11 protein-coding genes are annotated in these 12,793 nt (G+C 57.5%); 7 read left to right on the top strand and 4 right to left on the bottom strand.

All coding sequences use genetic code 11. From position 1 onward, the window contains the following. Positions 1-18: 18 nt before the first annotated feature. On the bottom strand, positions 19-1,149 hold the full coding sequence (locus JAO29_RS11540; RefSeq protein ID WP_334268371.1) for a glycosyltransferase family 4 protein: 1,131 nt from the start codon (positions 1,147-1,149) through the stop codon (positions 19-21). Between the two features lie 159 nt (positions 1,150-1,308). Here JAO29_RS11540 and JAO29_RS11535 point away from each other — a divergent pair, with 159 nt between their 5' ends. From JAO29_RS11535 to clpB, 3 genes are all read left to right on the top strand, one after another. Further along, the gene (locus JAO29_RS11535) at positions 1,309-2,493 is read left to right on the top strand and encodes a PP2C family protein-serine/threonine phosphatase (RefSeq protein WP_334268370.1); all 1,185 of its coding nucleotides are present in this window, start codon (positions 1,309-1,311) and stop codon (positions 2,491-2,493) included. Positions 2,494-2,687: 194 nt separating this feature from the next. After that, positions 2,688-3,215, top strand: coding sequence for an Hsp20/alpha crystallin family protein (locus tag JAO29_RS11530; RefSeq protein ID WP_334268369.1), 528 nt, complete (start codon positions 2,688-2,690; stop codon positions 3,213-3,215). Positions 3,216-3,357: 142 nt separating this feature from the next. Next, positions 3,358-6,009: an ATP-dependent chaperone ClpB gene (gene clpB, locus JAO29_RS11525; RefSeq protein ID WP_334268368.1), complete on the top strand. Its 2,652-nt coding sequence runs from the start codon at positions 3,358-3,360 to the stop codon at positions 6,007-6,009. Between the two features lie 75 nt (positions 6,010-6,084). On the opposite strand, the gene JAO29_RS11520 is transcribed toward clpB, so the two are convergent. Together JAO29_RS11520 and JAO29_RS11515 are read right to left on the bottom strand one after the other, a co-directional pair. Next, positions 6,085-7,854 (bottom strand): glycosyltransferase family 39 protein, encoded by a 1,770-nt coding sequence (locus JAO29_RS11520; protein WP_334268367.1) that lies wholly within the window; start codon positions 7,852-7,854, stop codon positions 6,085-6,087. Positions 7,855-8,059: 205 nt separating this feature from the next. Further along, positions 8,060-9,103, bottom strand: a complete 1,044-nt coding sequence (locus tag JAO29_RS11515; RefSeq protein ID WP_334268366.1) for an NAD-dependent epimerase/dehydratase family protein — start codon at positions 9,101-9,103, stop codon at positions 8,060-8,062. A gap of 153 nt (positions 9,104-9,256) precedes the next feature. Between JAO29_RS11515 and JAO29_RS11510 the strand changes: the two genes are divergently transcribed. Genes JAO29_RS11510 through JAO29_RS11495 form a run of 4 tightly spaced genes read left to right on the top strand, consistent with a single transcriptional unit; the run spans position 9,257 to position 12,362 of the window. Beyond that, entirely contained in the window at positions 9,257-10,939 is a 1,683-nt protein-coding gene (locus JAO29_RS11510; RefSeq protein ID WP_334268365.1) for an NAD(P)/FAD-dependent oxidoreductase, read from the top strand. A 21-nt stretch (positions 10,940-10,960) separates the two neighbouring features. After that, the gene (locus JAO29_RS11505; RefSeq protein ID WP_334268364.1) at positions 10,961-11,761 is read left to right on the top strand and encodes a DUF6454 family protein; all 801 of its coding nucleotides are present in this window, start codon (positions 10,961-10,963) and stop codon (positions 11,759-11,761) included. A 53-nt stretch (positions 11,762-11,814) separates the two neighbouring features. Beyond that, complete coding sequence (locus tag JAO29_RS11500; RefSeq protein WP_334268363.1) at positions 11,815-12,204, top strand: hypothetical protein; 390 nt, start codon at positions 11,815-11,817, stop codon at positions 12,202-12,204. A 23-nt stretch (positions 12,205-12,227) separates the two neighbouring features. Beyond that, positions 12,228-12,362, top strand: coding sequence for a hypothetical protein (locus JAO29_RS11495; protein WP_334268362.1), 135 nt, complete (start codon positions 12,228-12,230; stop codon positions 12,360-12,362). 3 nt (positions 12,363-12,365) lie between these two features. On the opposite strand, the gene JAO29_RS11490 is transcribed toward JAO29_RS11495, so the two are convergent. Then, positions 12,366-12,716, bottom strand: coding sequence for a nuclear transport factor 2 family protein (locus JAO29_RS11490; RefSeq protein ID WP_334268361.1), 351 nt, complete (start codon positions 12,714-12,716; stop codon positions 12,366-12,368). Positions 12,717-12,793: the final 77 nt, after the last annotated feature.

Below are 12,793 nucleotides of genomic sequence, written 5' to 3'. Positions count from 1 at the left end.
TCGGGGTCCCTTAGTCTTTTAATCTGCGAGTGAGCGCAAGACCTCACCCATACGGCGGACGACAGCCGGCCATGTGTACTGGGTGAGAACCATCTCTCGCCCATTGCGGCCCATCGTCGCCAGAAGCTCCGGGCTCGAAAGCAACTGCGTGAGCTTGACGGCGAGATCTTCGACCGAACCCCTCTCGACCACGGCTCCAGTCACCCCGGTCGTGACAAACTCCCGGAGCGCCCATGCGTTGGTGACCACGGCAGGAAGCTGGTACAGCATCGCCTCAAGGGGAGCGATCCCGTAAGGCTCATACAGCGAGGGCAGGACGAAGAGGCTGGCGTCCCGGAAGAGCGAATCGAGCTTCGCACTCTGTTCGGGATCGGACTTGGAGAGATGCCCGTGCAGGAAAGCTCCTGCCGGCAGATCGCTGACCTGCGTTGGGCCGACGATATGCAGCTCAGCGGAGGGTATGGACTGGCGCACGATCCGGAAGGCCTGCAGCAACTGCGGCCCACCTTTGCGGGTGAACTCGGTTCCTATGAAGAGGATTCGAGCTCCGCGATAGCTTTTGCCGGGTGCGGCGTCCGGAATAATGTCGAGGTTGATGGCACCGCCGACGTTGAAGACCTTCTCGGCAGGCACGTCATAGTTCCGGATAAAGGACTGGCGCAGGTATTCGCTGAAGGTAAAGATGGCGGTCATTCGCCTGGCGACCTGCTTCTCATAGTTGAGAGCCTGTTCGACACGCCGATGAGAGACACCCTCCATCCCGTAGCCGCTGGCCAGAAGCTCAGCCAGATTGCCATCGTGATAGGAGACGTTCTTGTGGGCGGGAAAGGGGTCTGGCAGCGAGAACATGTGCCCGATCTGCATCAATATCGGGCTGGTAACCGAAACCCGGCCCGCAGCCCGGGTGAGAGCCTTACGATAGGCGGGGTCGAAGTAGAAGTGCTTGCGCCAGACTCCTCGATCGGGAGTAAAGTTCTTTGCCAGAAGGAGACTGTTGATTATCCGGGGCACGCGAATTCCGACTGCCCTGTCGAGCAGATCATCTGCCTCCATGGCCTTGAGCAATCGAGGTGCAGTACCGGACCAGGTTTTGGGGGAATAAGGATCAGAACCTGTAGAACCGCCAACGAAGACGGTGACTTCGCGCATGGGCAAAGGGTAGCATACAACCCGACGCGATCCTGCGGCGCGGATTCCATCTCCAGACCTTCCGGCATTTACACGCAGGCATCTGTACCCAGAGACGGACGTGATGCGATCCATGTCGTGCTTTACGCAATCAGCACGATCTGAGAAGGAGTTCTGACGATGCCCTTGCCGATGTGGCTGCAATGGGACAGAAGATTCTCACAGAAGTGGCAGTACTACCGGGATGTTCCTTTTAGCAGACTTTGGTCCCTCTATGCTGCAGTGTTTAGCCTGTTCGCAATTACCGGCTTCTTCGGAGATCTGGTGAACCTTGGCAGGACTCCTTATGTCATTGCGATCCTCAATGCAATATTCAGTGGCCTCGTCGCGATCATGTACTTACATGTCGGTATACGCCTCACTCCTAATTACTTTGTACTTGCAACGGTGATCCAGATCCCTTTGTGGATTGGATTTAGCGGAGCAGCTTCATTTCTAACCGCTCACTTTCATCTGCAGCCGGTGAGCACAAGCTCTGGTATTCGTGTCGCAGCGATCATCACGATCGGACTGGTTATGGTCTCTTATTCCCTGTTCGTGCGATTTCTGCGTGGGGAAGGACAGGAGGCGTTCCGCCTTCGTAATGAGCTCGAACTGGCGCATGGGATTCAGAAGACGCTGGTTCCTCCGATTGCGATCAGCACCGCAGGGTTCGAGGTGTATGGCCAGTCCAATCCGAGCGACAAAGTGGGAGGCGATCTCGTGGATGCAGTCACCCTGGCGGACAGAACCACGTTGGCATACCTGGCCGACATCGCAGGTCATGGTCTACAGGCAGGCATTCTGATGGGAATGGTAAAGACTGCTGCGAGGACTGCTTTGCTGGATGGGCACTCCTACTGCTCGAAGGAGGTCCTGTGCTCGCTTATGGAACAGTTGAACCGGGTACTTCCGGGTGTGAAGGAATCTCAGATGTATGCGACACTCGCCGCTTTCTCCCTCGACCCTGCCGGAACTGTTTTTTATGCCTTGGCCGGACACCCACCCTTTCTGCACTATCGCAGTCGCCGGTGTATCGACCGTGTCTCTTCAGAACAGTACCCGATCGGTCTTCTTCCAGTAACCGGATTTACCGCAGAAGCGGTACAAGTGGCACCCGGCGACCTTCTAGTGGTGGTGACGGATGGGATTTTCGAAACGTGCAGCCGAAAGGGGGAAGACTTCGGGTATTCCCGCCTGGAGGAGTTAGTTTCCACCCTCTCTACAGCCGAGCTCCCGGTTCTGGCCAACGCGATTCTGGACGCGGTAAATCACTTCGGACGACAGCAAGATGACCAGACATTACTCCTGATTCGTCGGCTATAGGTAAGTCCTTTATTTCCTTGAAAATGTCTACGGTACTTCTCATTGAAGCCCATCACAGTAGAGAATTACCAAGAAATATATGAGTCAACTTGCATAAGATTATTTGCATCCCTTGCCATGATATATACGTCATATACGTAGCGGATTCGTAAAACGGACCGCGACAGATATCTCACATTGGAGGAAGTTGGATCATGACTATCACTCGATTTGCTCCGTTCCGCAGCCCACTCAGCGATGTAGCCCTGTTGCAGAATCGGTTGAACTCGATATTCCAGGACTTCGCCGTGCCGGCAAACGGTCAGGGTGAGTCTCTTGCAGCAGCAGGCTTTGTGCCGGCAGTCGATATCTATGAGGATGCTCACAAGGTATTGGTTAAGGTCGAGGTTCCCGGGATCAAGCAGGACGACCTCGACATACGCCTCGAAAACCAGACCCTGACGGTCAGGGGCGAGAGGAAGTTTGAGACAGAGGAAAAAGAGGAAAACTTCCATCGCATCGAGCGCAGGTTTGGCAGCTTCGTTCGCACCTTCACGGTTCCGCAGACGGTCGACACTGAGTCGATAACCGCGAACTATGACGCCGGAGTGCTTACCATCACGCTGGCGAAGAAGGCGGAGGCGAAACCGAAGCAGGTCAAGATCGGGGTGGGTTCGACCTCCGGGTCGGCGCCAAAGCAGGTGGAAGCTTCCAGCAAGCCGAAGGAGTCGTCTGCGGCCTAAGAATATGTCTCTGCTGTGAAATCTGAGGCGGGAGACGAACCAGTCTCCCGCCTTTGTGTGTATGTGGGCGATAGTCGGGCCAAAGTGGGATTAGGATTCTGGAGATGGGTTCTCCAGGCAGATTTAGTTTGGGGGGTATTGAATGGCGATTAAGTGGGAGAAGTTAACAGTTAAGTCTCAGGAGGCGGTGCAGGGTGCAGTCTCGCACGCATCTGAGAACGGAAATCCGGAGGTGTTGCCGCTGCACCTGATGGCGGCGCTGCTGGAGGACAAAGAAGGTGTCGTACTTCCGGTGCTCGACAAGATTGGAGTGCCGGTCCAGCAGCTGTTGAGTGCGGTGAACTCCGCGATCCAGAAGCTGCCGAAGGTGCAGGGCGGGAATCAGCCGGGGCTCGCGCAGACGACCCAGAAGGTTTTGGAGCAGGCGTTCAAAGAAGCCGAAAACTTCAAGGACGAGTATGTGTCGACCGAGCACCTGCTACTGGCTCTGGCCAGGCAGAAGGGCGATGCGGTGCAGGCCGCGCTGTCGCAGTATGGCGCGACGCACGACGCAATCCTGAAGGCGTTGGCGGAGGTTCGCGGGTCGCAGCGCGTAACCGACCAGAACCCCGAGGGCAAGTTCCAGGCGCTCGAGAAGTACGCGAAAGACCTTACGGAGCTGGCGCGCAAGGGCAAGCTGGACCCGGTGATCGGGCGCGACGATGAGATTCGCCGTGTCATCCAGGTGCTGAGCCGCCGGACGAAGAACAATCCTGTCCTGATTGGCGAACCCGGCGTGGGTAAGACCGCGATCGTGGAAGGGCTGGCGCGACGCATCGTGCAGGGCGACGTTCCGGAGATTCTCAAGAACAAGCGCGTGGTGGCGCTCGACCTGGCGTCGATGGTCGCAGGCGCGAAGTTCCGCGGCGAGTTTGAGGAGCGCCTGAAGGCTCTGCTGAAGGATATTGAAGCGTCGAACGGCGAGATCATCCTGTTCATCGACGAGCTGCATACCCTTGTGGGCGCCGGCGCAGCCGAAGGAGCAATGGATGCGAGCAACATGCTCAAACCCGCGCTCGCTCGCGGCGAACTGCGTGCGATAGGTGCGACGACGCTGAACGAGTATCGCAAGTACATCGAGAAGGACGCCGCGCTCGAGCGGCGCTTCCAGCAGGTGTACGTCGGCGAGCCTAACGTGGAGGACACGATTGCGATTCTCCGCGGCCTGAAGGAGAAGTACGAGGCGCACCACAAGGTTCGCATCAAGGATTCCGCGATTGTGGCGGCGGCGACGCTGTCGCACCGCTATATCTCGGACCGTTTCCTTCCTGATAAGGCGATCGATCTTGTGGATGAGGCCGCATCTGCCCTGGCAATCCAGATTGGCTCGGTACCGGTAGAGATCGACGATCTTGAGCGTCGGGCAACCTCGCTTGAGATTGAGCGTGCGGCGCTGCAGCGCGAGAAGGATCCGAACTCGCAGGAGCGCCTGGAAGCCGTCGAGAAGGAGCTTGCGGAGATTAAGGAGCAGGCGGCTGCACTGCGCGCTCGCTGGCAGAAGGAGCGTGGTGCGATCGGCCGTATTGCCGAGCTAAAGGAAGAGCTGGAGGCTCTGCGCTTCCAGATGCAGGAGGAGACCCGCAAGGGCAATCTACAGCGCGCCGCCGAGCTGCAGTACGGCGAGATTCCGAAGAAGGAAGCCGAGCTGAAGGAGCTGACGGCGCTGCAGGAGGAGGCTGTCCGCGAGGACAAGGCCGACGCGGCGACGGGAGTATCGAAGAAGCCTTCGAGGATGCTGAAGGAGGAGGTCGACGAGGAGGACATCGCGGCGATCGTCTCCAAATGGACGGGCATCCCTGTGTCGAAGATGCTGGAGGGCGAGACCCAGAAGCTGGTGCAGATGGAGGACCGTCTGCGCGAGAGGGTTGTGGGGCAGGACGAAGCCTTGTCCGCGGTCGCGAATGCAATTCGCCGCTCGCGTGCGGGCCTGTCGGATCCGAAGCGACCCATCGGTTCGTTCATCTTCCTTGGGCCTACGGGCGTTGGAAAGACGGAGACGGCGCGTGCGCTGGCGGAGTTCCTGTTCGATGACGAGCAGGCGATGGTACGCATCGACATGAGCGAATACATGGAGAAGCACGCCGTGGCTCGACTGATCGGCGCGCCTCCAGGCTACGTGGGATACGATGAGGGCGGTCAGCTGACCGAAGCCGTTCGTCGCAGGCCCTACTCTGTGATTCTGTTCGACGAGATCGAGAAGGCGCACCCAGATGTCTTCAACGTTCTGCTGCAGGTGCTGGATGATGGACGCCTGACGGACTCGAAGGGTCGCACGGTGGACTTCAAGAACACGGTGCTGATCATGACCTCGAACACGGGTGCGGACAAGCTGACGAGTGCGTGGGCTCAGGGCGAAGACGGCTTTGAAGAGGCAAAGGAGCGCGTGATCGATGCTCTCAAGCAGACGTTCCGTCCGGAGTTCCTGAACCGCGTGGACGACATCGTGGTCTTCCATCCGCTGGACGATGCGCAGCTGACGCACATCGTGGATCTGCGGCTGAAGGATCTGGAGGAGCTGCTGGCGGATCGCAGGATCACGCTCGAGCTTACCGATGCTGCAAGGAAGGCGATCTTCAAGGCGGGCTACGACCGCGCGTACGGTGCGCGTCCGCTGAAGAGGGCGATCCAGCGGCTGGTGCAGGACAAGCTGGCCGTAAAGATTCTCGACGGCACGGTGCTGCACGGCGACCATGTCGTTGTGGATGCGGGCAGCGACGGCCTTACCTTCAAGGTAAAAGAGCGAGTAGCAGCATAAATTGATGCAAGCGGAATGCGAGTGCCGGGCGTAATGATTACGCCCGGCATTTTTTTTTGCCTTATCCATCGCCGATCACAACTGACCACTGGGGTTGAGCGAGGGTGAGTCGGGAAGATTGGACTGTGTTCGAAAAGGTACAGGTGCCGGTCGGCTCTGCGCGCGAAGGGAACGATCGCCGGAGCCGACGAAGAACGCTGGATCGCCGTGATCGAGCGGGGTGAATCCTTTGATCGCTCCTCGAGGAAATACGGCGGGCAGCCGGTTTACGGGATAGCTGTGGTTCCACAAGTCGCGTACCATCCAGTTGCCATCGCTGGCGAGGATCAGATAATCGCCGGTGCTGCGCTGAAAGTCTGCCAACGGAACGATTGGAAGATGGTAGAGACTTCGGCCTGCCCACAGATTTTCTTCCGGAGAGTCCTCGCCACGGAAGAGCCGAATAGCGGGAAAGTCGACGGGAAAGACGATGCGCGATGCGATGGACGGCGGTGCATAGTGCGCGAGAGTGAGGACCATCAGGGGGTCCGGCACAGCGATGGGCTGATTGCCGGGCGAAGAGGAGAGTCGCTGCATAACCTGGTAGAAGCATTGCTTCTGGCTTTTGTAAGCCTCACCTACCGCGCAGACGCGTCCGACGAATGTTGCGAAGACCAGGACTAGCGCGAAGGAACCGGCATGCGGGACACGTCCAAAGACGTGGTGTGCAGCGGCGACGCCAGCGATCGCAAAGCCGAGGCACACCGGTATGACGAACCGCGGAGACAGCATGCCTCCGTGAATCGACGCCACCAGATAGCCAAGGAAGGGATAGAGCATGAGGAGGAACGCTGCAGCAACTTCATGGCGTGGAAAGGCAAAGTCGTTCTTCTGATTATGAGCGTCGGCCAATCTGGCCAGCCACGCTGGGCGCAGCCTGCTTCTGCAATGAGGACACAGCCCCGAGAGGAAATAGACAATTGCTGCCACAAGCAGCAATGCCACTACAGGGAAGAGGATGACCTCGACCATCTCGGTGTAGGAGTCGAAGGCCTGGTCGATAGAGACCTTGTTCCACGCGTGCGGGGCGAAGCGATGGATGGAGACCTGGATGAGCGAATGAAACGCAAGCAGCGGTGTAGCGGCAAGCGCCAGCGCAATCCAGATGCGGCGGTTGAAGCGGCGGCGTTGCAGGCCGCGGACGAACTCACCTCCGGCGATGGGAAAGAAGGCGAGCACGGCAAAGTAGTTGGTGCAGATACCTGCCGCGAGCGCGAGAACCATGCCGCACAGGTACAGGCGGCGGGTGGTTGACGCGGCGGGATCGACGGCGCAGCTCCAGCAGAAGACTGCAAGCATTGCGAGCCCGTAGAAGATGCCGTATGAGCGCGACTCGTAGCTGTAGTCGAAGGCAGCATTCGCCATCGACAGAATAGTTCCTGCGAGCGCCCAGCTTGCAGGCAATCGCCTCCGCAAAAAAAGAAACAACGAGAGCAGCCCGCACCAGTAGCCGAGTATGGCAGGCAGACGTAGAGCGAACTCGTGGTTGCCGAAGAGGCGTAGCGAGGCGAGCACGGCGAGATGCGTCAGCGGTGGATTAGGGTCAGCAGCCTGGCCCAGTGCATGCCATATGGAAGATGCGCTGCCAAGCTGGGCGATGTGCAGCGTGATCAGCTCGTCCAGCCAGAGAAGCTTTGCGTGCGAGAGCGCAGCAACTACTGCAAGATAGAAAAGCGACAGCATCGCGAACGAAAAGGCGGCATGTCGTTCAACGAACTCCTCAAGAGGGTTATGGCCTTTGAAGCACGAAGAGGAGAGACGGGGGAGGGCCCTGGTAGAGGGTACAACGGCTACGAGTAAATCCACAGCAACAGCTCCAACGGCGAGGGAGGGATCGGCGTTCGGCGTTCAATGGGTTGTTTGATGCGGGGGAGAGGGACTCCTTTGCTTCAGGGCTCCGATTTCCATGGGAGACCCGAGGGGTCGTTGCAGACTTTCCAGAATCTAAACGCTCTTCAGCCGGCGACTCTGAAGAAAAAAATGGACTGATGGCTGCAAGTACCTGAATCACTCAGGAGATCCACTTGAGAAGGCGGATGACTCCCATCGATGCAGGCTTGCGATGGGTGGAGACATTCGTCCGGGAGCTGATCTCGTTGCGATTCTTTGCGTAGTACTCGTAGGATTTCAGCAGCATCTCTTCGTTGGTGAGAGTGGGCCTCCAGCCGAGCCGCTGCTTGATGCGATCGGTGTCGAAGACGAAGCTCTCGGCGATCATCTTGTAGTGATATGGCCCCAGCGGTGAGATGCGGAGTTTATGGGCGGCCATCATGGCGGCGATCGTGGGAGTTTTTGGAAGCGAACGGACCTTTGACCTGCTTCCCGAAGCCCGGATGACGGCCTCGTAGACCTCGCGCATGGATCTCACGTTGTCGGAGCCGATGTGGAAGAGGTCCGACTTGCCATACTTTGCACCAAGGATGCAGGCCGTGGCGAGATCCTCAGCATAGATGAACTGGTAGCAGTTGGACCCGTCGCCCACCACCCAGAGCTTTTTGTGATCATCGATGAACTCGTAAAGGATCGCCAGCAAGCCAAGCCGTCCTGCATCCATGATGGTCGGACAACGGATAGTGACGATATCGAGGTCGCCTGTGAAGTCCTCCAGCAATCTTTCACCAGCGAGCTTCGACTTGCCGTAGAGCTCCACGGGAGCTGGGGTGTCGCGCTCTTCGTGAACAGGATGGCCGAGATTCGACGCCCACAAGCAATTCGTTGAGACAAAGACGAAAGGTCGGACACCGGCATTGCGGGCACTTTCGGCAAGCAGCCTCGTCGCGTCGACATTGGAGGTCCAGAGGAGATGCTCGTCCATCTTCATGCCATGAGCAAGCTGGGCGGCAACGTGAAAGACCGCATCGAAACGATGCTCGTCGAAGACGCGCTTCATAAGCACGGGCTCGCGAAGGTCTCCCTGGATGCTGGTAAGGCCCGGAAGCGCATCCTCATCCTTCTCGAGGTCGATGTTGACGACTGTATGTCCTTCCCGCAGAAGGCGACGCTTGAGAACTCCACCGAAGAAGCCGGAGGCTCCCGTAACGAGATAATGAGACATAGAGATGAACCCGCAGAGCAGGAGTATGAAGGCAGCCTGATCTATCTTCTATTTTAGGGTGATCGGAGCGTGTCGAAGCTCAGGTGGCCGCGTCTAACGCAAGAAGCTACGTATAAACTGGCGAAATTGAACTTTCCAGAGGGCCCTCGAAGGATGTCCATGCAACAAGCAGTAATTATTGGCGCAGGACCGGCTGGTCTAACGGCTGCGCTGGAGCTCCTTCGCCGCACTGGGATCAAGCCGATCGTTCTGGAAGGTAGTCAGGAGATCGGCGGTATTTCACGAACCATTCGCTACAAGGGCTATCGAATGGATATCGGTGGGCATCGATTCTTTTCGAAGAGCGACCGGGTGATGCAGTGGTGGATTGACCTGATGCCACCAGATGCAGAAACGGATACGGTCATCAGCTATCAGGGCAAGGAGCGCATTGTATCCATTCCACTTGACCAGGCGGAAGAGCCTCCCCTGCGCGGCATGGGGCCGCTCGAGATCGATACGGAGACGGAAGAGACCGACGCCACCGGCCACGAGAACCTGGAACAGCATGGCCATACTGAAACCTTTGTCCTACACGAGCCTGCCGACAGAGACCTGGTGATGTTGATACGGCCGCGCAAGAGCCGCATCTACTACCTGCGCAGGTTCTTCGATTATCCGATTACTCTGACGGCAACAACCCTGGGCAATCTTGGACCGGTACGGACACTCAGAGTCGGGTTGAGTTACCTGAAATCGCGCGTGACGCAGATCAGTCCGGAGAAGAGCCTTGAAGACTTTCTGATCAACCGATTTGGCCGTGAGCTGTACCTGACCTTCTTCAAGAGCTATACCGAGAAAGTCTGGGGAACTCCCTGCGACAAGATCTCTGCTGAGTGGGGTGCGCAGAGGATCAAAGGGCTGAGTCTTACGACGGCGGTGAAGCACTTTGTAAAAAAGACCTTCGCTCGACAATCTAAAGACCTGCAGCAGAAGAATACGGATACCAGCCTGATTGAGCGGTTCATGTACCCGAAGTTCGGTCCAGGGCAGTTGTGGGAGCACGTGGCCGATCTCGTGCGCGGGGGTGGCGGTGAGATTCACATGGGCTGGCGTGTCGAACGCATTCACTGCCAGGGAGAGAAGGTTGTCTCGGTCGAAGCCGTGGATGAGACTGGCGAGCGACGCACCTTCTCCGGCGATTATTTCTTCTCGACGATGCCGATGCGGGATCTCGTTCGCGCCATGGATGCTCCTGTGCCGGCGAATGTTCGAGATGTAAGTGAAGGCCTGGAATATCGCGACTTCATCACCGTTGGTCTGCTGGCAGACCGTTTGAAGGTTCGGGAGCCAGATGGCGGTCTTCTGAAGGACACCTGGATCTACGTGCAGGAGCCAGACGTTTTGCTGGGTCGTTTGCAGATCTTCAACAACTGGAGTCCCTATCTTGTTGCCGACCCTTCCAAGGTCTGGATCGGTCTCGAATACTTCTGCTATGACACGGATCCTTTGTGGAAGATGCAGGATGACGAGCTGAAGCAGTTCGCGATTGGCGAGGTTGCAAAGATCGGCATCCTGCGCGCCGAAGATGTGAGCGATGGCCATGTCGTGCGCGTACCCAAGACTTACCCTGCGTACTTCGGAACCTATGACCGGTTTGACGAACTGCGATCCTTCACGGATTCGTTCGAGAACCTGTTCCTCGTCGGCAGGAACGGGATGCACAAGTACAACAATCAGGACCACAGCATGCTTACAGCGATGGCGGTCGTGGATGGCCTGGTAGCCGGGAAAGTGGACAAAAGTTCTTTGTGGGACATCAATACCGAGCAGGAATATCACGAAGAGAAGAAGTAAGCGGTGTGCCCTGGAGTGGCGATGAGATTACGACACGTTGCCCTGTTGATAGCTGGACTGTTGTGGGGTCCGCTCCTGATGGCACAGCCGCCCAGAGCTTCTGCAGCGAATCTGTTGGGTGGCGTGGAAGGTGCTCAGCTTGCGAAGATGTGGGAACTGAAGGGGACCCTCTACCACGTGCAGGGTATGGATCTGGATGACCAGCATATCTGGATTACCTCGGTCGATATAGCGAGCCGAAAGGGATATCTTCATCAGTTCAGCCGCGCCACGGCGAAGTTTGAACGCCAGGTGGAGCTGACGGATGGCGTTCGTTTCCACCCGGGAGGTCTCTCGATCGATGGCGACTCCATCTGGGTTCCCGTAGCTGAATATAAGCCCCACAGCTCCGCCGAACTTGTGGAGCTGGATAAGCGGACTCTCACGGTGAAGCGAAAGATTGTTGTCGGTGACCACATTGGTTGCGTCGCGGTGACTCCCGATGCGCTGATCGCCGGAAATTGGGGAAGCCGCCAGTTCTATGTCTTCAATCATGATGGAAAGCAGCTTCGCGTTGTGGACAATGCCTCGCCGAACCAGTATCAGGACATCAAATACGTGGACGGCAACCTGGTGGCGTCCGGAAATCTAAGTCATACGAGCGGAGCTGTGGACTGGTATCGGTGGCCATCCATGAAGCTGCTGCGCACCGTGCACGCGGGAGAGACGGACCGCGGAAGACCTCTCACGGGAGAGGCTATGGCCCTCAAGGGAAACCATCTCTTTCTGATTCCCGAGGATGGCCCCAGCCGTGTCTTCGAGTTCCTCCTGAACAAGCCGTAGGTGATGATGGAACGGCCAGATCAGTCTGATGCTACGGGTATTACGGAGCAAAGATGAAGCGATTTATTGTATTGTCCGGGATAATTCTGATCGTGTTGGTGGCGATCTATCGGGAGAGGTTGTTTTTGCGCGACCCTCTGGCCAAGGTGTATCGGAACGGGGTCCGGCAAGAAGGTCTGCGCGTCTATATCAACTACTCTAACGATATTCTGGTGCAAGATTCAGGCGGTGCGCCTCTGTATATGGTGCAGCACTGGAATGAGTCGCCGGGGTTTCCTCAGGAGCTTAAATGCCTGCGCGGAATGGTCTGTTGGACGGATCATGACCACGCAACGCTGGTCCCTTTGGCGAAGGGGGATCCCGCCCCGTCCACGACGATGAGTGACCGCGAGGTGACGTTCCGTCAGGGAGACAGCAGCACAATCAGAGTCACTTTACGCTAGAGGTAGACGGGAGGGCGAAACAGATGAGCGATGGACGCGAAGAGCGGGAAGAGCAGGAGCAGCGTCGAAAGTGGGAAGAAGAGGAGAGATTCCGGCAGGGAAAGGATCGTCCTTACCGTGAGCGGGAGTGGGAGGACCGGGGGAGGGAGCCCTCCTGACACTCAGGCGGCGATCGTTCCCTGGTGGAAGAGCATCTGCCAATTATCACCACGCTTGACCCAGATGGAGGAGTGATGCGAGGTGGAGTTGGCGGTGGAGATGTGATACGTGGCCAGAGCCGCTTCCTCGCCCAGTGGCGTGACATAGAAGTGGCTCATACTGGCGTTGCGGGCGGAGCTATTGGAGAGTGCCTGCATCAGCTGGTTGGTATTGAAGATACGGCCAGAGGTGCAGAATTCCTTGAACTCGGGAGCAAGCAGGGCGTTCAGTTCAGAACGGTTGGCCTCGCGGTCAGGATGAAGCAGCCGTTCCTCAAGAGAATGCAGGTGTTGCTGTAACTGCGCAGATGTCATAGTGAATATTTTGACGTCTTGCTCCTTTCGAGAAGTTTCATAAGGGTAGCAAAAAAGAAGGACCGTACCGAACTGGG

Source organism: Edaphobacter sp. HDX4 (assembly GCF_036877565.1).
Classification (GTDB): Bacteria; Acidobacteriota; Terriglobia; order Terriglobales; family Acidobacteriaceae; genus Edaphobacter.
Note: the sequence above shows the minus strand (reverse complement) of the source record. Positions and strands in the feature narration are given on the sequence as shown.